Source organism: Nucisporomicrobium flavum, from assembly GCF_016464385.1.
In the GTDB taxonomy this organism is placed as follows: domain Bacteria; phylum Actinomycetota; class Actinomycetes; order Mycobacteriales; family Micromonosporaceae; genus Actinoplanes; species Actinoplanes flavus_A.
In genome coordinates this window covers 241,648-264,032 of sequence record NZ_JADMLH010000001.1, presented here as the reverse complement: position 1 = coordinate 264,032, position 22,385 = coordinate 241,648, and the positions used below count along the sequence as shown (strand labels likewise).

Below are 22,385 nucleotides of genomic sequence, written 5' to 3'. Positions count from 1 at the left end.
AGAGTTTGCTTTCTAAAGCACTCTCTACAGTCATGCCCACCGACGACCGCAAGACGATCCAGCTCGGCGACCCGAGGGCGCTGCGGGCGTACGCGCACCCGCTGCGGCTCAGCCTCATCGGGCTGCTCCGGCGCAACGGGCCCATGACCGCCACCCAGTGCGCCGCCGCCCTGGACGAGAACGTGCCGAACTGCTCGTTCCACCTGCGCCAGCTCGCCAAGTACGGCCTCGTCGAACGCGCCCCCGCGGCCGACGGACGGGAACGGCCCTGGCAGGCGACCGCGGGCAGCACCTCGTGGACCGACGACTCGGACGACCCGGAGGCGAAGGCCGCAGCCGACCAGCTGAACGCGGCGATCCTGCGGCAGTACATGCGGCGCGCCGAGGCGTACCTCGCGGTGCGCGGGGACGAGACGGCCGAGTGGCGTGCGGCGGCCGGCTTCGGCGACGACATGATCTACGTGACCGCCCGGCAGCTGACCGCGCTCACCGAGCAGGTCGAGGCCCTGCTGGCGCCGTACCGGGACAGGGCCGCGCGGGCCGAGGGCTCCCGGCCGGTCTCCATCGTCCAGATGGCGATCCCGGCGCCGGAGGACGGAGCCGCATGACCACCGCCGTCCGGCGCGGACCCGGGCTGCTGCGCGACCGGGTGTTCCGGCATTACTGGTCCGCGCACGTCGTGTCCCTCGTCGGCGACCAGGTCACGCTCATCGCGATCCCGCTGCTCGCCGTACTCACCCTCGGTGCCGGGCCGGCCGAGATGGGCTACCTGACCGCCGCCGTCCTGGTACCGAACCTCTTCCTGTCGCTGCTGGCCGGCGCCTGGGTGGACCGGCGGGCGGACAAGCGCAGAGTCATGATCGTCGCGGACCTGGGCCGGGCGGCGCTGCTCGCGGTCGTGCCGGTCCTCGCGTACGCCGGGGTGCTGAACCTGTGGCACCTCTGCGCGCTGTCGTTCGCCATCGGTACGCTCACCGTCTTCTACGAGGTCGCGGACGGCAGCCTGTTCGCGTCCGTGGTGCGCCGGCCCGACTACATCGCCGCCAGCTCGCTGACCAACGGCGCCCGCGCCCTGTCGTACGTGGCCGGCCCGGGCCTGGGCGGCGTCCTCGTGCAGGTGCTGACCGCGCCGTTCGCGCTGGTCGCCGACGTGCTCTCGTACCTGGGATCGGCTCTGCTGCTGGCCCGGATCGCCCCGCCGGAGACGGCGGTGACCGCCGGCGACGACGGCGGCCTGAGGATCGGATCCGGGCTGGCGTTCATCGCCCGGTCCGCGGTCCTGCGACAGCTGCTGCTCGGCGTCACCGCGATGAACCTCTTCAACTACGTCTTCCACGCCCTGCAGATCCTGTACGTGACCACGACACTGGGCATCTCCCCCGGGCTCCTCGGCGCGCTGGTCGGCATCGGCTCCGTGGGCGGGCTCGCCGGTGCGGCGCTCACCGGCCGGCTCATCCGCCGGTTCGGCATCGGCCCGGTCACGGTCCTCGGGTACGTCGCGTTCCCGCTCCCGCTCGTGCTGGTCCCGCTCGCCGGCGGCCCCCGCCCGACGGTGATCGGCATGCTGCTCGCCGCGGAGTTCCTCTCCGCGATCGGCGTGATGATCCTCGACATCGCGGTCGGCTCGCTGCAGACGGCGGCCACCCCGGCGTCCCGCCTGTCCCTGGTCAAGGGCGCACAACGCACGGTCAATTACGGGGTACGCCCGATCGGCGCGCTGCTGGGCGGGGTGCTCGGCGAGCTCATCGGCGTGCACGCGGCACTGTGGATCGGCGCCGTGGGGGCGGTGGCGGGCGTCTTCTTCGTCCTGTTCTCCCCGGTCCCGCGGATGCGCGACCTGCCGGACCCCTAGAGCGCAGCGATGTCATCCATGAGACGCGGCGAGGCAATTCCCCGCCAGGAGGTGAAGACCGTACGGAAATACGCGCCGTACCGCTCGGCGATGCGCGGGTCCTGCTCGGCCACGTCCAGCTCGTTCACGATGCTCAGATCCGCGAACGCCGTCGCGTCCGCGTCGCCGAGCACGACCGGCTGCCCGATCCAGCGGTCCACGACTCGGCGCGTACGGCCGAACCCGTCCCAGGTACGCGAGCGGTCGCAGCCGCCGTACGTGTGGATCAGCGCCTCCGCCCGTTCCCCGGCCAGCGCCCGCAACGGCTCCCGGTCGGCCGGATCGCACAGCGTCACGTCGAAGCCATCGGTGCCGTACGCCGCGTGCGCCAGGCCCGCGAGGCACACGTCCCGGTCGTGCCCGAGCGCGGCCAGCCGGTCATGGATGCGGCCGAGGTGCGCGTACAGGGTGCCGCCCGGATGCTCGATCGTCTCGGCGCCACGCTCGCGCAGCCAGGCCCTCACGTCATCGGGGTTCATGGCTCCAGGCGTACCAGGCAACCCCCGGTACGGTCGAGGGGTGAGCATCGCATCCCTCTCGACCGTCGTCCTCGGCAACCGTTTCGCGCACGAGCTGCCCGAGATGGCCGTGGCCTGGCAGGCCGCCGAGCCGCCGGAGCCGCACCTGCTGGCGCTCAACGACCAGCTCGCCGCCGAGCTGGGCCTTGACGCGCAGTGGTTGCGGACGCCGCAGGGTGTGGGCCTGCTCACCGGAACCGCCGTGCCGGCCGGGGCGACGCCGGTGGCGCAGGCGTACGCCGGGCACCAGTTCGGCGGTTTCGCCCCGCGCCTCGGTGACGGGCGCGCCCTGCTGCTGGGCGAGCTGCCCGACGGCCGCGATCTCCACCTCAAGGGCTCGGGCAGGACACCGTTCGCCCGAGGCGGCGACGGGCTCGCCGCGGTCGGGCCCATGCTGCGCGAGTACGTGATCAGCGAGGCCATGCACGCCCTCGGCATCCCCACGACCCGGTCCCTGGCGGTGGTGGCCACGGGCCGCACCGTGCACCGCGAGACCCCGCTGCCGGGCGCGGTCCTGGCCCGGGTCGCGGCCAGCCACCTGCGCGTCGGCAGCTTCCAGTACGCCCGGGCCACCGGCGACACCGGCCTGCTGCGCCGCCTCGCCGACCACGCGATCAGCCGCCACCACCCGTCCGCGGCGCAGGCGGACCGGCCGTACCTCGCACTGTTCGAAGCGGTGGTCGCCGCGCAGGCCGCCCTGGTGGCGCGCTGGATGCTCACCGGCTTCGTGCACGGCGTCATGAACACCGACAACATGACGATCTCCGGCGAGACCATCGACTACGGTCCGTGCGCGTTCATGGAGGCCTTCGACCCGGCGACGGTGTACAGCTCCATCGACCACGGCGGACGATACGCGTACGGGAACCAGCCGGTGGTCGCCGAATGGAACCTGGCCCGACTCGCCGAGGCGCTGCTGCCGTTGCTGCACGACGAGCAGGAGCAGGCGGTCGAGCTCGCCACGCAGGCGCTGGGCAGATACCGCCCGCAGTACGCGCGGGCCTGGTCGCAGGGCCTGCTCGCCAAGCTCGGCTTGCTCGCCGAGCCCGGCCTGCTCGCCGAGCCCGGTCTGCTCGCCGAGCCCGGTCTGCTCGCCGAGCCCGGCCTGCCGCCGGAGACCGGGAAACAGCCGGCGTCCGCCCTGGTCGACGACCTTCTGCCCGCCCTGCAGGAGAGCCGCATCGACTTCACCACGTTCTTCCGAGCCCTCGCCGAGGCGGCCCGAGGAGACATCGGCCCGGTCCGGGCACTGTCGGTCGACCCGGCGGCCATGGAGGACTGGGTGTCCCGCTGGCTGTCCCTCACCCCGGACGCCGACGCGATGGACCGGATCAACCCGCTGTACATCCCCCGCAATCACCTGGTCGAAGAAGCACTGGACGCGGCGACCGCGGGTGACCTCGGGCCGTTCTCCCGGCTGGTGGAGGTGGTGCGCGAGCCGTTCACCCGCCGGGACGGGCTGGAACGGTACGCGGCCGCGGCACCGCCGGACTTCGGCGCGTACCGGACGTTCTGCGGCACCTGAGCGACGCGGGGTGATGCCTCGCTGACGGCCCTGCTAGGCGGTCGTGGTCAGATGCGGGACGGCGTCGATGAACGCCTGCCGGTAGCCCGTCCTTTGCCGTTCGGCGCGAGCCAACCGTGGGCGGTCCGCTTCGACCTGGTCGCGGTCGCCCCGACCTGGTCGCGGTCGCCCCGACCTGGTCGCGGTCGCTCCGACCGGAGCCCGCCCAAGCCCGGCGCCGCGCAGCCCCCGAAAGGCCCCGGCCTGAAGCCCGCGATTCCCCTTGGTGTGGCGTGGCAAGCTCATCCCGGTGATCGATGATGTGGCGAAGGAGTACCTGAACCGTCAGCTCACCTGGACCCGTCAGGCGCTGGTGTGGAAACTCGACGGACTGTCCGAGTACGACATCCGGCGTCCGCTGACCGCGACGGGCACGAACCTGCTGGGGCTGGTCAAACACGTGGCTACCTGCGAGGCCTGGTACTTCGGCGAGGTCTTCGCCCGCCCCTTCCCGGAGCCGCTGCCGCACTGGCGGGAAGCGGACGGCAGCGACATGTGGGCAACCGGCGACGAGACCCGCGAAGACATCATCGGCTTCTACCAGCGCACCTGGGCCCACGCCGACAAGACAATCGCGACGCTGCCGATCGACGCGCCCGGCCACGTCCCGTGGTGGCCGACGCCCGAGGTGAAGCTGTTCACCATCATGGTCCACGTGCTGCAGGACACCACCCGGCACGCCGGCCAGGCGGACATCCTGCGGGAGCACCTCGACGGCCGCACCGGCGTCTCAGCCGAGTACGAGGAACAGCCGGACGAGACGGCCCGCGCCACCGTCAGGGCAAAGATCGAGGCGGCCGCCCAGGCAGCGGCGGGCGGACAGACAAGGGCGGGCGTACAGGGAGCGGCGGGCGCTGCGGGGCAGGCCGGCAACGCGGACGAGGGCGTCGTGGAGGCCGGGCTCTGAGCAGCCGACCTCCCGGGCATCATGGTCCTGTCGAAGAGACGGCAACAGCCTGACCTCGCCCGGGAACGAGGATCTGCGGGGTAGGCGGTGCTCAGATGAGCAGACTCTTGATCGTGTCGCGCACAGAACGGTCCGTTTCTACCTCTAGGTGGGCGTCGAGGATCCGGCGTAGGTGGGGCGCCAGTCGCCTACCCTGCCGTGTGCTCGTGGTCATGAGAATCGCTGCGAGGGAACGGACGCTGGGTGCCCGGTCCGGGAGGGCCGTGGGTAGTAGATCGCGACCGGAGTCGCCCTGGGCGGACAAGGCGCGCAAGATCGCCTCTTTGACGGTCACCTGCGGCTCCGCCAGCAGCGCTTGTGCCAGCACCTCGGGAAGTGACGCACTCGGCGTCGGGTAAGTGATGAACGTGCAAGCTGCGGCCCGCCGATGGGCCGTCACTGGGCTGTTGACCAGCGTGGCCACGAGCTCAGCTTCGTCGCCCGCCATCTGGTCCGCGAACCAAGTCAGACCACGGTGCCCGGCGAGGACGAAGTCCAGCCAACGCTCGTACCAGGCGAGGAAATCGGAGTCGGAGGAGAAACGCGGCGGGAAGAATCCCTCCGCGTTGACCTCGACGAGTCGGCCGCGGCCAGGGCCGGTGACCACGAGCAGGGTGAAGTCGCTACACCCCCGGTGGACGACCGTGATCGAACCAGGAAAGACGCCCTCGGCGGCGTCGATCCCGCTGGCAGCCGGTGCCGACACCTCGGCGTCGGGAACGAAGGGAAAGGGACTTGCCAGCCCTTTGCTGCCGCCGATGGGCATGCCAAGCCATTTGTCGATGGGCAGCAGACCGTACGTCGGGCCGTATCCGGCGTGGCCGATATGAAGGATGAACTGGCGGAACGCCTCGGGCAACCGAATGCTGTGCGAGTCCTCGAAGCCCGACACCCGCTGCTCGGTCAACGGAGGGTCGAGGGTGACCTGCTCTGTCGGAGGCAGAGCAGCGAGCTTGCTCTTGATCTGGGCGAGCCTGCGGTCCAATAGTTGCTTCTTCACACGCGAGGTTCGTGGTCGGGCACGAAGATACGCCCCTCGGGCCGTCGGGGAACCGATGGCCGACGCTACATATCGCAACGCGCCGTTCGAACCTCGTGCGGTCCAGCTTGACCCACCGGTCAGCCGTCGGCCGTGTCGGCGGGGGCCGGCGGCCGCCAGCCACGGCGTCGGCCGTGGCGTACCGCTGCGGCCAGCAGCAGGACCAGCATCACCACGCCCGCGCCCACCGCTGCGACGATCAGTGACATGTCCTGTGCGTCGGCCCGCCGCGCCGCGAGGGCCACGGCCGCGGGGTCCTCGGTGTGCATGACCACCGGTGGCGGCGCCGCTGGGCTGTCCGGGCCGAGCGTCTCGGTCAGTGCGCGGTACGGGTTGACGATGCCGTACCCGTATTGCTCGCTGTGGGCGCCACCCGGGGCCGGGTCCGTGGTCGCGAGGATGCGCCGGGCCACCTGCGCCGGGGTGAGCGACGGGAAGCGCTGTTTCACCAGGGCGGCCGTGGCGGACACGTACGGCGTGGCGTAGCTGGTGCCGCTGCCGCTGGTGTGTCCGGCGCGGCGCGCGGCGACCGTGACGTCGACGCCCGGTGCCATCACGTCCACGTATGTCCCGTGCTGGCTGAAGTCGCCGCGCATGCCGTTGACGTCCGTGGCCCCGACCCCGATCACGCCCTGGAACGCCGCCGGGTACGGGGGCAGGTTGCGGCCCTTCTCGTCGCCGTCGTTGCCGACCGCGGCGACGATCACCACTCCCCGGCCGAGGGCGCGGTCGACGGCGGCGCGCACCTGGTCGTTCTTCTGCGTCATCACCAGGGACATGTTGATGACGTCGGCGTTGCCCCCGGTCGGGCTGGCCGCCCAGTCGATGGCCTGGGCGAACGTGGTGGGGCTGGTCTGCGGGCCGCTGGGCGCTCCGTCGGCGGTGGGGATCTGCTCGCTGACGCGCACCGGGACGATCGTGGCGTCGGGTGCGAGCCCCTGCAGACCCGAGCCTTGCAGGTGGCGGGCGGCGATGATGCTGGCCACCGCGGTGCCGTGCCCGATGCAGTCCTGCTGGCCGTCGGTGTTGCCGTGCAGGTAGTCCTTGCCGCGCGCGACCTGCCCGCGCAGCTGCGGGTGGGTGTCGTCCACACCGGAGTCGAGCACGGCCACGCGCACACCCGCGCCGGTGGCGAAGGGTGCCAGCCGCTCGGGCGCGAACATCTGCGTCTCGTACGGCGTGGCCGCGCTCACCTTGCCCGTGCCGGGCTGCTGGGGGCACACGTACGCCTTGGCCTGCGCCGGAGCGCCCGGCAGCAGCGCCGTGACCGCCACGGCGACGACGATCGACGCCTTGCTGATTCTCATCCTGACCCCCGTACAACGACCGGGTTGGATGCTACCGAGCCGGTGCCCGGGCGGTGACCCCGAGCCATGATCGCCATGACCTTGTCAGATTCGGTGTGAGCTGGGCCGCGATTGACCGGCTCACCGGCACGCCGCTAGGTTGTGGGGACCATCTGCGGCGTCGTGAGGGAAACCGGTGAAAGTCCGGTGCGGTCGCGCCACTGTGAACGGATCCGTCCAGGGTTCGTGAGTCAGGACGCTCACGCGTCGCAGGCCTGTCGATTCGGGACGCGTCATCCCGCAAGGAGGTCTGATCCGTTATGCCCAAGGTCCAGGCAGTTCGCCCGGTCAACCCGCCCGCCGTGTCCGCCCGTGTGCTGTGGACGGCGGCCGCCGTGGTGGTGGGGCTGTTGCTCCTCGCCTACCTGGTGGCCTTCGACCAGGGCGCGGTGTCGCGCAGCGGCATGTACCTGCACGAGCTGATGCACGACGGCCGCCACCTGCTCGGCGTGCCGTGTCACTGACGGCACAGCGCACCACGCCGACGTACGGCGCGATCCTGCTGCGGGGCCTGCTCGCGGGCCTCATCGCCGGGCTGCTCGCCGGCGGGTTCGCGTTCGCGTTCGGTGAGCGGAACGTGGACGCGGCCATCGCCATCGAGGAAGCTGCTGCTCACGCGGACGGTGCCACGGCCGGCGACGACCACCACGGTGAGGACGCGCTGGTCTCCCGTGAGGGCCAGAAGGGCGGCCTGATCCTGGCCACGGCCCTGTACGGCGTGGCCATGGGCGGGCTGCTCGCCACCGCGTACGCGTTGCTTCGCCGGCGTCTGCGCACGAGCGACGCCCGGGCGTCGCTCGGCCTGGCCGGCGCGGCGCTGCTGGGCCTGGTGCTCGTTCCGTTCGTGAAGTACCCGCCGAACCCACCGGCGGTCGGCGACCCGGCGACGATCAATCAGCGGACGATCAGCTACGTGTCGATCGTGGTGATCGGTCTCGTCGCGGTCTGGGCCGCGGTGGTCGCGGCCCGGTCGCTGAACGCGGACGCGCAGGAGTGGCTGCGCGCCACCGCGGCCGTGGGAGCGTTTCTGCTGGTCGTGACGGTCGGATACGTGCTGCTCCCGTCGATCGACGAGGTGCCGGACACGTTCCCGCCGAGCCTGCTGTGGGACTTCCGGATCAGCTCGCTGGGCACGCAGGTCACGCTGTGGACCGGGCTGGGACTGGCGTTCACGGGGCTGTTGTCCCGGCTGACCGCGCGTTCGGCCGCGGCGCGTGGGAAGACGGAATCAGTGCCGGTGTGAGCGGTCTGCGGCTGCTCGCCTGCGCCCCGACAGCGGCCCTGCGGGGTGCACGGTTCGGCGGTGACGACGACATCGACGAGGGCGGCCTGCGGGCCGCCCTCGCGCTGTCCCCGTTCGCCCGCGGCGATCGCTGGGTGTGCGCACCCTCACGCGCGGCCCGCGAGACCGCGCAGGCGCTGGGACACTCCGCGGCGGTGGAGCAGCAGCTGGCCGATCCGGACGCCGGCCGCTGGGACGGGCTGAGCCTGCAGGAGGCGGCCGCCGCCGACCCGGACGGCCTGCACCAGTGGCTCACCGACCCGCGGGCGGCCCCGCACGGCGGTGAGTCCCTGGCCCGGGTCCGCGAACGCGTCGGCGAATGGCTGGACCTGGTGGCCCGCCAGCGCCTCGTCGCGGTCGCCCACCCGATCGTCGTACGCGCGGCACTCGTGCACGCCCTGAGCCTGCCGGACGAAGCGGTGTGGAACCTGGAGGTCGCGCCGCTGTCGCTGACCCGGCTCACCTACCGCTCGGGACGCTGGCACCTGCACTTCCCCGCCGCGACCTGACCCGGCTGCTGCCACCTCCGCGCTGCGACCTGACCCGGCTGCTGCCACCTCCGCGCTGCGACCTGACCCGGCTGCTGTCACTTCCGCCGCGACCTGACGGGGCTGCGGCCGCTCCGGCCCGCGGAACCGGCCAGGTCGCCCCGGGCCCGCGGGCCGGTCACGCCGTTGCGCCCCGCCGCTCCAAGGGCTGACCGGCTCATGCGATGCCCGCCCCCGCTGCCCGCGCTCGACGCGACGCTGGCTTCTATAAGGCAGGTGGTGTCTCATGGAGCGCCACCCACCCCAGCGGGAGATCTCCGCCACCGGCGCGGTTGCCGGAAAGTGTCGGTGGGTGCCGTTAGGGTCGGGTCGCGATGGCACACGACGATGCTTCTACGACGACGCGGCCGGTCCAGCCGCGTTCCGTTCTGACGGTCACCGTCCCCGACCAGCTGGACCACTCGGATCGGCCCGGCGACCGCGCGGCGACCTACGACGACGGCGGCGCCTACACCGAGCCGGCGCCGGAGACGCGGCCGTGCGCGCACTGCGGGCGTCCCGTTCCGCAGCGGGCTTCCGCCGGGCGCCCGTTCCGGTACTGCCGGGACAACGACGGCGAGTGCCAGCGCGCGTCGCGCAACGTGCGGATGCGGCACCGGTCGTCGCCGGGGCTGGCCGGGCAGGTCGCGCGGACGTGGGAGGTCGTGGATCGCCTCGATCAGCTGGTCGGGACGCTGAGCGAGGCGTTGCACGCGGAGATGTCCCCGGCGGGCGTGGAACGTCAGGTCGCGGAGGTGCGTGCCGAGACGTCGCGGCTGGTCGCGGCCGCGCACACGGAGCGGGACGAGGCGCGCCGGGACGCCGATCGGGCCGCGGAGGCGGCCGGGGCCGCCGTGCAGGAGGCGGTGGTTGCGCGCGCCGAGCGGGATGACGCTCTGCAGGCCGCGGACACGGCGCGGCGCCTGGCGGAGACGGCGGCCGCGGATGCCCGGCGGGCGGTCGCGGCCCGCGACGAGGCTCAGGCCACGGCGAGCGCGGCGGCTGCCCTGCGGGTGCAGGCCGAAGCGGATCGCGACGCTGCGCGGCGGGAGGCCGACGAGCTGCGGCGCGAGCTGGATGCGGCCCGGCGCGAGACCGATTCCGTACGCCGGGAGCTGGGCGACACCCGGCACGAGGCGGACACGCGCGCCCGTGAGCTCGAGCAGGCGCTGTCGGAGCTGCGTACGGCCCGGGCTGAGCGGGACACCGCCCTCGCGGAGCGCGACACGGTGTCCGGCGAGCTCGCGACAGCGCAGGCCGGCTGGGACGCGGCGCGCACCGACGTGCAGCGTGCGGCGGAGGAGATGGCTGCGGTACGCGCGAAGCTGGGCCGCGAGAAGGCGGATACGGAAGCTTTGCGGCGTACGGTGGACGAGGTCCGGGCCGGCGCCGAGCGTGACCGCGCCGACGTGGCGCGGGCCACCGACGAGGTGGCGGCCGTGCGTGAGGCTGCCGAGCGTGACGCCGAGGAGCTGCGCCGGCGGGTCGAGACGGCCCGCGCGGACGCCGACGCCGCGCACGTCCGGGTGGCGCAGTTGTCGGCGCAGGTCAGCGATCTGGCGTCGGCGCTCGCGGCGCTGGGATCCGGCGGCGGGAAGCGTTGACCGCTCACCGGCAGAGCCCCGCTGCCGGGGTGGGTGACGGTGGGATGTGGTTGATGGTGGGTGCGGTTGGCTCAGAAGCGGCCGGTGGGGGACGATAGGTGGGGGAAGTTTCGGCCGTTGGGTAGCTTTACGGTCGAGTGACCGGGATCGCACCATCCGTAGGTCTCTCAATATCCCGTAAAGTGGACCAAGGTCCACTTCAGGACGGGGCTGAGGCGGCCGATGGGCGGCCGTGCCGGTTACGCTCGAAGCGTTAACACCGTCGACACACGGCGGTCGCCAGGAATCTCGCGGCCGTCCCTTTCGTTACACCAACGGAAGCAGCACCACGAGCGAGGGGAAAGCCGATCATGGGCGAACGCATGCTGCGCGGCAGCCGTCTTGGCGCAGTCAGCTACGAGTCCGACCGCAACACGGAGCTGGCGCCCCGGCAGACCCGCGAGTACCTGTGCGTGAAGGGTCACCAGTTCGAGGTGCCGTTCGCCGTCGATGCCGAGGTGCCGATCACCTGGGAATGCAAGTTCGACGGCAGCGTCGCGCGACTGGTCGACGGCAACGAGCCGGAGCAGAAGAAGGCCAAGCCGCCGCGTACCCACTGGGACATGCTGCTGGAGCGCCGGTCGATCTCGGAGCTGGAGGACATCCTCAACGAGCGGCTCCAGGAGGTTCGCACCCGCCGGGGGCGCTGACCCGCGGCACACCTGATCGCCGTTCCACCGACTCGGTGGGGCGGCGATTTGCTGTGCCCGGACCCCGGCCCCGGTGAGCAGCGGCTGGTCCCAGGAGCGGCGCGGCAGGTAAGTACGGCTCGCCGCGGCGGCGGGCAAGCACCAGCCCGGGTGGGCAAGCAACGGCCTGGGCGAGCAACAGTCCAGGTGGGCAAGCAATGGCTCGCCTGGGCGGCGGGTCGGGGTGACGGGGTGAAGTCGCGCTGACCGTCAATCGCGCGGTCTCTGGGTGCCGGGCCGGCCGGGACGCGCGCTGAGCGGACGCTGTTGTCGCGCGCTGAGCGGCGCGGATGGGGCGCGGTGTGCCGGGTCGGCCGGGACGCATGCTGAGCGGCCGCTGTTGTCGCGCGCTGAGCGGCGCGGATGGGGCGCGGTGTGCCGGGTCGGCCGGGACGCATGCTGAGCGGCGGCCGGGGCGCGCTCACCGGCACGGGCTCAGCGGACGATGTCGCCTTCGACGACCTCGCCGGAGATGATTTCGCCGGTGGGGGTGCGGGGTGCCGGGGCCGGGTCGTCGACCGGGTCGGACTGGTGGACGCGGACGTGGCGGGGGCCGAACAGGTCACCGGCGACCGCTGCCGACAGGCGCCGTTCCGCGGCGCGTTCCACACCGCGGCGGGCCAGGGAGCGGCCTGGCGGGATGATCAGGACGAGGCCGGTGACCGCGGTGAGGAAACCGGGCACGGCCAGCAGCAGCGCGCCGAGCAGGCCGACCAGGGAGTTGCTGACCTGCGCGCCGGGTGGGCGGCCGGCTTCGGCGGCGGCGCGGAACGATCGCCAGCCGCGGATGCCTTCGCGGCGCAGCAGGGCGAGGCCGGCGACGCTGGACGCGGCCAGCAGCAGCACCGCCCAGCCGGCGCCGAGGGCGTGGGCGACCGCGGCGAACAGCGCGATCTCGGCCGCCGCGAGCAGCAGCAGCCCCACGGGGAGCAGGGCCAGGACCCGACGCATTCTCATCACCCTCCCGGGTGTCACACCGACCCTCCCAGCATGACACGCACCGGCTGAGCGAAAGCTGTGCGCCATCCCGGGACGGCTGAGCCGTCGCCGACCAGCCGCCGCAGCGGCAGCTACGGCCCGGGCGGCGACGAGGGGACGCGACCGGGGCCCGGTCACGCACGGAGCCGGGCGGCGGTCTACTAACAGGTGTGGGCTACCGGCAGGGGCGGCCGACACGGCGGCGACTGACAAGCGCCCACCGACGGCACGCCGGCGGGAAGCCCGGTCAGCTCAGGGCCAGGTCGACGGCTGCTTCGGCTTGCGGCCGAGCTTGTTCATCAGCGCATCCCGGCGGGCCGAGGCGCCCCACACGGTCACGCGCAGGAGTTGCTCCTTGAAGATGTTGCCGCTCATCTTGCTGACGCCGTGCTCGCGTTCGGTGAACGTGATCGGGACCTCGGCCATGCGGAAGCCGTGCCGGTACGTGCGCCACGCCAGCTCGACCTGGAACGAGTAGCCCTGCGACGCCACCGTCGACACGTCGATCGCGTCGAGCACGGGCATGCGGTAAGCGCGGTAGCCGCCCGTGGCGTCCTTGAACGGCATGCCCAGCGCCATGCGGATGTAGATGTTGCCGCCGCGCGAGAGCAGCAGGCGGTGCAGGGGCCAGTTGTGCACGCTGCCGCCGGGGATGTAGCGGGTGCCGAGCACGGCGTCGGTGTCGCGCAGCGCGTCGAGCAGCTTCGGCAGTTCCTCCGGGGCGTGCGAGCCGTCGGCGTCCATCTCCACGACGGCGTCGTAGCCCTTGTCCTTGGCCCAGGCGAAGCCGGCGACGTACGCGGCGCCGAGGCCTTCCTTGCCGGCGCGGTGCAGCACGAACACGTGGTCGTCGGCGGCGGAGATCTCGTCGGCGATGGCGCCGGTGCCGTCGGGCGAGTTGTCGTCGGCGACGAGGATGTCGACCTGCGGCACGGCCTTGCGTACGCGGTCGGTGATGAGCCGGACGTTCTCGGCCTCGTTGTAGGTGGGGATGACCACGAGCACGCGGCCGACCCCCGGGTATCCCTCCGAGCCCGTCGTCGTCGGATCTGCGTCGCTCACCGTTCCTCCGTCGTTCCCTCTGTGGCGGCCGTGCCGCTCCTGCGCCGCCGCCGCAGCGGGGCCGCCGCGGCCAGGGCGAGCACAGTCAGCGCGACCGCTGCGATCTCCGGCCAATGTCCCAGACGAGTGGCCAGCGTACGCGGTCCGCCCACGCGCATGTCATGCAGGACCACGGCGTCCACATTGAAGCCGGTCGCGCCGTGCACGGTGCCGTCGGCGGCGGCGAACGCGGACACCCCGACGGTGGAGACCATCAGGGCTTCTCGGCCGTGCTCCACCGCGCGCAGCTGCACCATGGCGAGCTGCTGGCGGGCTTCGGCCTCGTTGAACGTGGCGTTGTTGGTCTGCACGGCGAGGATCTGCGCCCCGCCGGTGACGGTGTCGCGCACGACGTCGTCGTACGCGACCTCGAAGCAGATCACGTCGCCGAGGGTGACCGCGGGGGTGCGCACGACGCCCGGATGGTCCCCGGCGACCATGTTCTGCACGAGGTCCACTTTGTCGGACACGTACCGTGCGATGGGGCGCAGCGGCATGTACTCCGCGAACGGCACGGGGTGGCGTTTGACGTACACCTGGTCCAGGTCCGGGCCGGTGACCGGCATCCACAGGATGCCGGCGTTGCGGATCTCGCCGGGCACGTCGCCGCGCAGCACGGCACCCACGAGGATGGGTACGCCGATCGCGTTCGCGGCGGCGGCGATCTGCTGGGCGGCGTCCTGGTTGCGCAGCGGGTCGATGTCGCTGGAATTCTCCGGCCAGATCACCAGCTCGGGTTTCGGCCGGCTGCCCTGGCGCACCTGCTCGGCGAGTGCCTCGGTGGCGCGCACGTGGTTGAGCAGCACCGCGGCGCGCTGGGCGTTGAAGTCCAGGCCGAGGCGGGGCACGTTGCCCTGCACGATCGCGACCGTGCGGGTCTGCTGCGCGGGGTGCGCCGTGGGCACGAACGCCGGCCCGATGATGATCACGGCCGCGGTCAGCGCGAACCCGGTGGCAGGCAACCAGGTGCGGGGCCGCCACGTGCGCCAGGCCAGCGCGATCAGGGCGCCTCCGGCTGCGGCGGCGGCGAACGTCACCAGCGGCGCCCCGCCGAGCACGGCCAGCCGCAGCGCCGGGGCGTCACCCTGGCTGAACGCCAGCCGGCCCCACGGGAACCCGCCGAACGGCGCCCGGTCGCGCAGCGCCTCCTGCGTCACCCACAGCAGGCCGGTCAGCAGCGGCCACAGCGCGCGGGCCCGGTCGGCCAGCGGCGACAGCCACGCCGAGGCCAGGCCGAGCAGCCCGAGGTATGCGGCCTGCGCGAACGACAGCAGCATCCACGGCAGCCACCCGGCCGCGATGTGGGTCCAGTCGAGCAGGGGCACGAACAGCACCAGCCCGGCCAGCATCCCGACGCCGAACCCGCCGCGCAGCCGCCGCCGGTGCGTCGCGGCCGCGAGCAGCGCCACGGACACCGGGGCCAGCCACCACAGCCCGTACGGCGGGAACGCCAGCAGCAGCCCGCCGCCCGCGGCCAGGCCCAGCAGTACGGACGCCCACAGCGGCAGGGGCCGCGGCGCGGGCGGTGCCGCCCCGCCGGCGTCGGAGGGCGCCGGGCTCGGCTGAAGCGTCAACAGATCCACCCGCGGAAGGCTACCTGCCACGGGTCACGAAGCCGTCGCGCCCACCCGCGGCCTGTGGATAACCCGGCCAGCAGCGCAAACAGCCGGGCCGACGGCAGGAAGACGCAGGGAAGGATGCAAGGGCGCGGAAAGGCAGGGAAGGTGAGGCTGGGGATGGAATCGGGGGGGGGGCGGCCGGGCCCCCCCCCCCCGCGCGAACACCAAACCAACCCGGGCCCGGGGCCCCCGGCATCGGCGGGCAGGGTGGGGGGGGGGTGGTTCGGGGGCGGGGCCCCCCCCCCCCCCCCCCGATCGCACTTCCACGATCCATCCCGGGCCAGTGCGCCAGGCGTGTGTCGCGGGACCTTCGGACCGACCCGCCGCGCGCTGGCTGCTCGCGTCGTGCCGTTGTCTACTGGCCTCGTTCCACCGCTGGCCCCACCGGGAGTGCGACCGGTCCGCGCCGCTCCGCCGACCCCCACCCCCTGGACCTGGCGTACGCGCGCGCGGTCGGGTTCTGCCGCGCGTGGCCAGTGGGCGAAGGAACGAAGCGAACAACAGTCACTTCCCGAAACAGGACCCGTCGACGGTACGCCGCACCCCCGGCGGCCTGTCAACCGGCGTCCCCGTACCTGGGCGTGTCGCGTTCCTCGGCGTGTCTCGCACTCGACCCCCGGGGGTCACAGACCGTTCACCAACGCCGCCGCCGCGCGGGGATGATCTTCGGCGAGCAGGCCCGCCGCGGCCAGCACGTATTCGCTGTCGATCACCCGGCGCGGGGCCCGCGGGAGGACCCAGCCGCCCGCCGTGTCGCCCAGCACCGCGTCCAGCACGGCGTCGCCGCCGCCGTGGCGCAGTACCCCGCCCGAGCCGACCAGGAGCCGCACGTCGCGCAGGTCGCGGCCGCCGGTGCGGGGCTGTCCCGGCCCGGGTGAGTGCCCGCGGGCGTGGCGGCGTACCGCTGTCATCGCCGCGGCCGCCGCCAGGGCCCGGTCCGTGGCGGCATCGAACGGCCGCCCGGCCGAAATGTCCGGTGGGGGGAGTTTCTCCGCCGAGGCGGCCGCGACCACGCCGGGAGCGCCGACCCCCACGCCGAGGTCTCCCTCCACCGTGCGTGAGCGCCACAATGTGCCCGCCACGTCGGCCTGCGGCCCGTGCGTCAGTTCCGCGTCCGGCAGCAACGCCGAGTACACGTCGGTCGTCGCGCCGCCGACGTCGACCACCAGCACCCCGGCCGCGGTGACGTCGGCCAGCAGCGACACCCCGGCCAGTACCGCGTCGGGAGTCGCGCAGCGCACCAGCGACGCGAACCGCGTACCCTTCGACAGCTTCTTGCCGCCGATGACGTGGCGCAGGAACACGTCGCGGATCGCCGCGCGTGCCGGCCCCGGGTCCAGGACCCCGATGCGCGGCAGCACGTTGCCGGTCACCGTCACCGGCACACCCCGCCCGGCCAGCACCTGCCCGGCGTCCGGGGCGGCCGCCGCGTTGCCCGCCACCACCACCGGCACCCGCATCCGCGAGGCCGCCAGCCGGGCCGCGTTGTGCCGCAGCGTCTCCTCGTCACCGCCGTCGGTGCCGCCGACCAGCAGGATCACATCCGGTCGCGCCGCGCGCAGCGCCGCCACCGCACGCCCGTTCAGCGGACCCGCGGCCACGTGCACCACCCGCGCACCGGCCGACAGGCCGACCCGGTGGCCCGCCTCGGCCGTGACCAGCGCCTCGTACCCGACCACCGCCAGGCGCAGCCCGCCGCCGGCCGACGAGCACACGTACAGCTCATCCGCGCCGCCGACGGCCGCGACCGCCTCGTCCAGGCCGTGCAGGACGTCGGAACCGGACGTCGTCGGCACCTCGGCCCGCGCCAGCAACCGGCCCGAGGCCAGATCAACCCCGCAGGCCTTCGTGTACGTGGACCCGACGTCGACGCAGACGGCCCGGCTCAAGGCTTCGGGGGCACGACCACCGTGCCCGTGGCGGTCACCGCGACGATCGGCTCGTCGAGCACCCGCGCCGCCGAACCGCCCGTGCCCCGGCACACCACCGTCGAGGTGAAAGCGATCCTGCGCGAGCGCGTACCCATCGTGACGACCGTGGCCGTCACCTCGAGCACGTCGCCCGCCTGCACGGGCGCCTTGAACTGCACGTCGTCGTAGGAAGCGAACAGCCCCTCGTCGCCGTCGAGCTGGATGCACACGTCCGTCGCCACATCGCCGAACAGGCCCAGCGAGTACGCCCCGTCCACCAGGTTCCCGGCGTAGTGCGCATGCGAGTACGGCACATAGCGGCGGTGGGTCACTGTGATCACTTCGGAGCTCCGATCAGGGCGTGGACAAGGTAGGAGGCGACTTCCCGGGGGGTGGTGCCGCGGCCGAAGATGCGGTCGACGCCCAGCTCGGCGGCCATCAGCTCGTCGAACCGCGGCCCGCCGACGATCAGCAGCGGCCGCTTACCCGCCGGCATCGCCTCCCGGAACGCCGCCGACATCGCCCGCGTGTTGTGCAGGTGCGCGTCGCGCTGCGTCACCACCTGCGACACCAGCACCGCGTCGGCCTTCTGCGCCCGCGCCGTCTCCACCAGATCCGGCACCGACACCTGCGCACCCATGTTCGTCACCGAGAGCTCCCGGTAGTACTCCAGGCCCTTCTCCCCCGCGATGCCCTTGACGTTGAGGATCGCGTCGATGCCCACGGTGTGCGCGTCCGTACCGATGCACGCCCCGACCACGCTCAGCCGCCGCCGCAGCCGCCGCTTGATCACCGCGTTGATCTCCTTGGCGCTCAGCAGCGGGAAGTCACGCTCCACCACCTGCACCTTCTCGGTGTCCACCAGGTGGTTCACCCGGCCGTACACGACGAAGAAGGTGAACCCCTCACCCATCGGCTTGGCGTGCACCAGCATCGCCGGGTCCAGACCCATCTTGTTCGCCAGCTGCACCGCCGCGCCCTCGGCGCGCTTGTCGTGCACCAGCGGCAACGTGAAAGACACCTGCACCATGCCGTCACCCGTGGTGTCCCCATAAGGCCGCACGATCGTCACGCTGAGCCCACCTTCGGCATGCCCTCCTGGCCCTCTCTTCGTTCGGTGCAGTCGGTCATGCCAGGACCTCCGTCACCGGGTTGAAATAGTCCTCAGCGTGCTTCGCGACCCCGTCGAGGCCCTTGCCCCGGTCCGCCGGCCGCTTCATGATCCCGAACGTGCCGTCCGCGATGGCCTCCAGCAACGTGTCGTCCACGATGCGTTCCAGCAGCTCCACCGCCTCGCCGAGCACCTCGTGCGCCCGCGACTGGATGAACCCGCCCGGCGCCGGCACGAAGTCCTCGTGCAGGTTCCCCGCCCCGTTGAGCACGTACCGCACGTTCTGCAACGCGATGTCACGGTCCGACAGCCACGGCGTCACCACCGCCTCGGTCATCATCCCCACCAGCAGGATCCCCTGCCCGGTCAGCGCACCCACCAGGTTGAAGAAACCGTCCAGCAGGTTCCCGCGGAACACGTCCCCGGTCATGTGCTTCGTCGGCGGCATCCACTTCAGCGGCGCGTCCGGGAACAACTCCCGCGCCAGCAACGCGTGCGCCAGCTCCAGCCGGAACGACTCCGGCAACTCAGGATTGATCTCGAACGCGTGCCCCAGCCCCAGCTGCCAGTCCGCCAGCCCCGCCTCATGCGCGAAGAACTCGTTCAGCAGCTGCGACACCGTCACCGTGTGCGCCGCCTCCACCGCGTCCGCCGTGGTCAGGTAGTTGTCCTCACCGGTGTTGATGATGATCCCCGCCCGGGCGTGCACCTGCCGCGAGAACCGCTGATCCACGAACGTACGGATCGGATTGATGTCGCGGAACAGAATCCCGTACATCGAGTCGTTGAGCATCATGTCCAGGCGTTCCAGCCCGGCCAGCACCGCCATCTCCGGCATGCACAACCCCGACGCGTAGTTCGTCAGCCGCACGTACCGGCCCAGCTCCCGCGACGTCTCGTCCAGCGCCGCCCGCATCAGCCGGAAGTTCTCCTGCGTCGCATACGTGCCCGCGAACCCCTCCCGCGTCGCACCCTCCGGCACATAGTCCAGCAGCGACTGCCCCGTCGACCGGATCACCGCGATCACATCCGCGCCCGCCCGCGCCGCCGCCTGCGCCTGCGGGATGTCCTCGAAGATGTCCCCGGTCGCCACGATCAGATAGATCCACGGCCGCCGCGGCGCATCCCCGTACCGCTTGATCAGCCGCTCCCGCTCCACCCGGCGCCGGTCCACGACCTTCAGCCCCGCCGTGGCCGCCCTGCCCGCCGCCCGCCGGGCCGCCGTCAGCTCACCCTTCTTCTCCGGTACGCCGAACCGCACCGCACCCGCCGCCGCCTTCTGCGCCAGCACCGTCACATCGTCCAGGCCCTCACGCCGCAACGCGTCGAACACCGGCACCGCCACCCCGTGCGACAACCCCACATCGGCGACCACCGCGTCCACCAGCCGATTCACCCACGGAATACCGTCGGAGTCCGCCCCGCGCACCCCCGCCAGGCGCAGCACCGCCCGCTCCACCGACACGGTCGTGTGCGACCGCGCCAGATCCACGACCGGCTGCCCCGCCCGCGCGGCGAGCTCCCTCGCCCGCCGCACGACCGTCGGGTCCAGACCCAGCTTCTGCACGTCACTCCTCGTAGATCGGCACACCGGACAACACCGTCCGGCGGCACACCGGCCGCGCCGGCACCTCACCGTCGACACCCGCCAGCAACGCCGGCAGGCCACCCTCCAGACCACCCGGGGTGTCCCACACCGCGAACGTCGCCTGCGCACCCGGCGCCAGCACCCCCGCGTCGTCCACCCCCGCCGCCCGCCAGCCACCCCGCGTCGACGCCCCGAACGCCGCCCGCACACTCATCCGGAACACCGGATTGCGCGGCGCCGCCGCAGCCACCACCGCCGCCCACGGATCCAGCGGCGTCACCGGCGAATCCGAACCGAACGCCAACGGCACCCCCGTCGCGTACATCGCACCGATCGGGTTCGACGCCAGCGCCCGCTCCACCCCCAGACGCTGCGCATACATCCGGTCATGGCCACCCCAGAGTGCGTCGAACACCGGCTGCACGCTGGCCACCACCCCGAACTCCACCATCCGGGCGATCATCGCCTTGTCCGCCAGCTCCACATGCTCGATGCGGTGCCGGCCCGCCCGCAGCCGATCCACCCCCACCGCCCTCGCCGCGATGGCGAACCCCTCCAGCACCGCCTCGATCGCCGCGTCCCCGATCGCGTGGAACCCGCCCTGCACCCCCAGCTCGATGCACTCCAGCAGATGCGCGCCCGCCTCCTCGGCCGACACGAACGCCTCACCACACCCCGGCCCGTCCACGTACGCACTGCGCACCGACGCCGTCCGCGACCCCAGCGCCCCATCCGCGTACAGGTCACCGGCCGCACCGACCGCACCCAGATCCTTCGCCCGCTGCGCCCCGCCCAGCTCACCCCAGTAGCCGAAAACCCGCGGCAGACCGTCACCCGACAACGCCAGCACCGACGCGAAATCCGCCTCGCTCGACGTACCCGGACCCGCGCACTCGTGCACCGCAGCCACCCCGCGCGACGCCGCCAGCCGCAACGCCGACCGCTGCGCCTGCGTACGCTGCTGCGCCGTCAACGACCCCAGCGCCACCGCCCGCACCGCATGATGCGCCTGCTCCCGCACCCAGCCCGACCCGTCGTACCCCGCAACACCCTCGATACCGGGACACGCCGCCAGCAACGACCGCGACGCCAGCGCCGAATGCACCGACGCCTGCGACAGATACACCCGCCGGCCCCGCGCCGCCCGCTCCAGCACCTCGGCGTCCGGCGGCGTCTGCTCCACCCACGTCGACTCGTCCCACCCGTGCCCGTGCACCACCGCACCCGCCGCCCGCGTCACCGCGAACGCCGCCACCGCCTCCACCAGCTCACCCGCCGACCGCACCCCCGACAGATCCAGCCCGTCCGCCGCCAGCCCCGTGTCCGTGGCATGCAGATGCGCATCCACGAACGCCGGCGCCACCAGCGCACCCTCCAGATCCACCACGGCATCCGCCGCCGGCGCGTCCTCCGCCGCCCCCAGCCAACCGATGCGATCCCCGCGCACCAGCATCGCCGTGGCCCGCGGCTCCGCCGCCGAATAGAACCGACCGTGGGTGTACAGCACCGTGTGGGAAGTCATGACCGTCAGTCTGCCGAAACCCGCGCCTCGAACAACGCCCGCACAGCAGGAGTGCGCCGCACCACATCCAGCGCGAACTCCGCATGCCCCGGCACATACCCGTTGCCCACCAGCATCGTCACGTCCGCCGCCAGGCCCTCCGCCCCCAGAGCGGCCGCCGAGAAACTCGTCGCCATCGAGAAGAAGATCACCGTGCCGCCGTCAGCCGTCGACAGGATCGCGCCGTGCTCACAACCCGGCACATCCACACACACCACCGTCACCGTCGCCGGCGCACCCAGCGCCGCCGACACAGCCGACGACACCGCCACCGGATCCCGCGCATCAGAAACCGCGACGTGATCCGCCAGCCCCGCCGACACCAGCGCGTCGCGCTCCGCGTCCGACACCACCACCGCAGCCGTACGCGCACCCGCCAGCCGCGCCGCCGTCAACGCCAGCGACCCGCTCTTACCCGCACCGCCCAGCACCGCCACCGACACCGGCGAGCCCGCGTCCGCATACTCGCGCACCACCCGGTCCGTCAGGGCCGGCGCCCCGCACACGTCGAACACCGCCAACGCCAGCTCCGGAGCCAGATCATCCGGCAGCACCGCCACCACCGACCGGCCGAACAGGATCGCATGCCCCGACGCCGGCACCTGCTCACCCCGGCCGTCCCAGCCCACCAACCCGTCGTCGATCACCAGCGGCGTCAACGTCAGCGACACCAGCGTCGCCACCCGGTCACCCACCTTCACCGGCAACGGCGACTCCGGCCCGACCTCCTCGACCACCCCGATCAGCATCCCGCCCGACCCGGTGACCGGATTGTGCATCTTCCCCCGCGTACGGACGATCTCCAGCACCTCGGCCCGCACCGCCGCACCGTCACCACCGTGCTTGCCCGCCAGCTGCCGGAAACTCGCCGCATCCAGGTTCAGCCGCTCCACCCGCACCCGCACCTCGTCGGGACCCACCTCCGGACGCGCATCCAGCCGCCACGCCGCCTGCGGCAACACCCCCACCGGCTCCAGCACCCGAGACAGCCCCACCGACGCCACACCCACCATCCTCACGAGAAACAGACTGTCCGACCGCCGACGGACCGTAAATCCTCCGGACCGACGGT

21 protein-coding genes and 1 riboswitch are annotated in these 22,385 nt (G+C 72.6%); of the genes, 9 read left to right on the top strand and 12 right to left on the bottom strand.

Annotated elements, in window-relative coordinates; genetic code table 11:
• Positions 1-32 precede the first annotated feature (32 nt).
• Both IT780_RS01275 and IT780_RS01270 read left to right on the top strand, forming a co-directional pair.
• The gene (locus IT780_RS01275) at positions 33-608 is read left to right on the top strand and encodes a helix-turn-helix domain-containing protein (protein WP_199509476.1); all 576 of its coding nucleotides are present in this window, start codon (positions 33-35) and stop codon (positions 606-608) included.
• Entirely contained in the window at positions 605-1,852 is a 1,248-nt protein-coding gene (locus tag IT780_RS01270; RefSeq protein WP_199509475.1) for an MFS transporter, read from the top strand. Before IT780_RS01275 ends, IT780_RS01270 begins: the two co-directional genes overlap by 4 nt.
• Here IT780_RS01270 and IT780_RS01265 read toward each other — a convergent pair.
• On the bottom strand, positions 1,849-2,370 hold the full coding sequence (locus tag IT780_RS01265; protein WP_199509474.1) for a DUF6817 domain-containing protein: 522 nt from the start codon (positions 2,368-2,370) through the stop codon (positions 1,849-1,851). The genes IT780_RS01270 and IT780_RS01265 overlap by 4 nt on opposite strands.
• A 40-nt stretch (positions 2,371-2,410) precedes the next feature.
• On the opposite strand from IT780_RS01265, the gene IT780_RS01260 reads away from it, so the two are divergent.
• Both IT780_RS01260 and IT780_RS01255 read left to right on the top strand, forming a co-directional pair.
• On the top strand, positions 2,411-3,934 hold the full coding sequence (locus IT780_RS01260; protein WP_307830988.1) for a protein adenylyltransferase SelO: 1,524 nt from the start codon (positions 2,411-2,413) through the stop codon (positions 3,932-3,934).
• A gap of 289 nt (positions 3,935-4,223) precedes the next feature.
• Positions 4,224-4,880, top strand: a complete 657-nt coding sequence (locus tag IT780_RS01255; RefSeq protein ID WP_199509472.1) for a DinB family protein — start codon at positions 4,224-4,226, stop codon at positions 4,878-4,880.
• 91 nt (positions 4,881-4,971) lie between these two features.
• Here the strand turns inward: IT780_RS01255 and IT780_RS01250 are convergent, their stop codons facing one another.
• Both IT780_RS01250 and mycP read right to left on the bottom strand, forming a co-directional pair.
• Entirely contained in the window at positions 4,972-5,919 is a 948-nt protein-coding gene (locus IT780_RS01250) for an SMI1/KNR4 family protein (protein ID WP_199509471.1), read from the bottom strand.
• A gap of 119 nt (positions 5,920-6,038) precedes the next feature.
• Entirely contained in the window at positions 6,039-7,265 is a 1,227-nt protein-coding gene (mycP, locus tag IT780_RS01245) for a type VII secretion-associated serine protease mycosin (protein WP_199509470.1), read from the bottom strand.
• A 167-nt stretch (positions 7,266-7,432) separates the two neighbouring features.
• A riboswitch (cobalamin riboswitch) is annotated at positions 7,433-7,504 on the top strand.
• Between the two features lie 60 nt (positions 7,505-7,564).
• On the opposite strand from mycP, the gene IT780_RS01240 reads away from it, so the two are divergent.
• The 5 genes from IT780_RS01240 to IT780_RS01220 all read left to right on the top strand — a co-directional run bounded on the left by IT780_RS01240 (position 7,565) and on the right by IT780_RS01220 (position 11,406).
• Positions 7,565-7,768: a CbtB domain-containing protein gene (locus IT780_RS01240; RefSeq protein WP_199509469.1), complete on the top strand. Its 204-nt coding sequence runs from the start codon at positions 7,565-7,567 to the stop codon at positions 7,766-7,768.
• On the top strand, positions 7,759-8,547 hold the full coding sequence (locus tag IT780_RS01235; protein ID WP_307830987.1) for a CbtA family protein: 789 nt from the start codon (positions 7,759-7,761) through the stop codon (positions 8,545-8,547). The genes IT780_RS01240 and IT780_RS01235 overlap by 10 nt, the downstream gene beginning before the upstream one ends.
• The gene (locus IT780_RS01230) at positions 8,544-9,095 is read left to right on the top strand and encodes a histidine phosphatase family protein (RefSeq protein ID WP_199509468.1); all 552 of its coding nucleotides are present in this window, start codon (positions 8,544-8,546) and stop codon (positions 9,093-9,095) included. Before IT780_RS01235 ends, IT780_RS01230 begins: the two co-directional genes overlap by 4 nt.
• A gap of 353 nt (positions 9,096-9,448) precedes the next feature.
• Positions 9,449-10,717, top strand: coding sequence for a serine/threonine protein kinase (locus IT780_RS01225; protein ID WP_233412036.1), 1,269 nt, complete (start codon positions 9,449-9,451; stop codon positions 10,715-10,717).
• A gap of 350 nt (positions 10,718-11,067) precedes the next feature.
• Positions 11,068-11,406, top strand: a complete 339-nt coding sequence (locus IT780_RS01220; RefSeq protein WP_015622005.1) for an RNA polymerase-binding protein RbpA — start codon at positions 11,068-11,070, stop codon at positions 11,404-11,406.
• Between the two features lie 474 nt (positions 11,407-11,880).
• Here the strand turns inward: IT780_RS01220 and IT780_RS01215 are convergent, their stop codons facing one another.
• The 9 genes from IT780_RS01215 to kdd all read right to left on the bottom strand — a co-directional run bounded on the left by IT780_RS01215 (position 11,881) and on the right by kdd (position 22,317).
• Entirely contained in the window at positions 11,881-12,396 is a 516-nt protein-coding gene (locus IT780_RS01215) for an FxsA family protein (RefSeq protein ID WP_199509467.1), read from the bottom strand.
• Positions 12,397-12,675: 279 nt separating this feature from the next.
• The gene (locus IT780_RS01210; RefSeq protein WP_199509466.1) at positions 12,676-13,485 is read right to left on the bottom strand and encodes a polyprenol monophosphomannose synthase; all 810 of its coding nucleotides are present in this window, start codon (positions 13,483-13,485) and stop codon (positions 12,676-12,678) included.
• Complete coding sequence (gene lnt / locus IT780_RS01205) at positions 13,482-15,098, bottom strand: apolipoprotein N-acyltransferase (protein WP_199510029.1); 1,617 nt, start codon at positions 15,096-15,098, stop codon at positions 13,482-13,484. Before lnt ends, IT780_RS01210 begins: the two co-directional genes overlap by 4 nt.
• 668 nt (positions 15,099-15,766) lie before the next feature.
• The gene (locus IT780_RS01200) at positions 15,767-17,032 is read right to left on the bottom strand and encodes a glutamate mutase L (protein ID WP_199509465.1); all 1,266 of its coding nucleotides are present in this window, start codon (positions 17,030-17,032) and stop codon (positions 15,767-15,769) included.
• Positions 17,029-17,394, bottom strand: a complete 366-nt coding sequence (kal, locus tag IT780_RS01195; protein WP_199509464.1) for a 3-aminobutyryl-CoA ammonia lyase — start codon at positions 17,392-17,394, stop codon at positions 17,029-17,031. The genes IT780_RS01200 and kal overlap by 4 nt, the downstream gene beginning before the upstream one ends.
• Entirely contained in the window at positions 17,391-18,125 is a 735-nt protein-coding gene (gene kamE / locus IT780_RS01190; protein ID WP_199509463.1) for a lysine 5,6-aminomutase subunit beta, read from the bottom strand. The genes kal and kamE overlap by 4 nt, the downstream gene beginning before the upstream one ends.
• A 55-nt stretch (positions 18,126-18,180) precedes the next feature.
• Positions 18,181-19,731: a lysine 5,6-aminomutase subunit alpha gene (kamD, locus tag IT780_RS01185; RefSeq protein ID WP_199509462.1), complete on the bottom strand. Its 1,551-nt coding sequence runs from the start codon at positions 19,729-19,731 to the stop codon at positions 18,181-18,183.
• 1 nt (position 19,732) lies between these two features.
• Entirely contained in the window at positions 19,733-21,274 is a 1,542-nt protein-coding gene (locus tag IT780_RS01180) for an amidohydrolase (RefSeq protein ID WP_199509461.1), read from the bottom strand.
• A gap of 5 nt (positions 21,275-21,279) precedes the next feature.
• Entirely contained in the window at positions 21,280-22,317 is a 1,038-nt protein-coding gene (gene kdd, locus IT780_RS01175) for an L-erythro-3,5-diaminohexanoate dehydrogenase (protein ID WP_199509460.1), read from the bottom strand.
• Between the last annotated feature and the right edge of the window lie 68 nt (positions 22,318-22,385).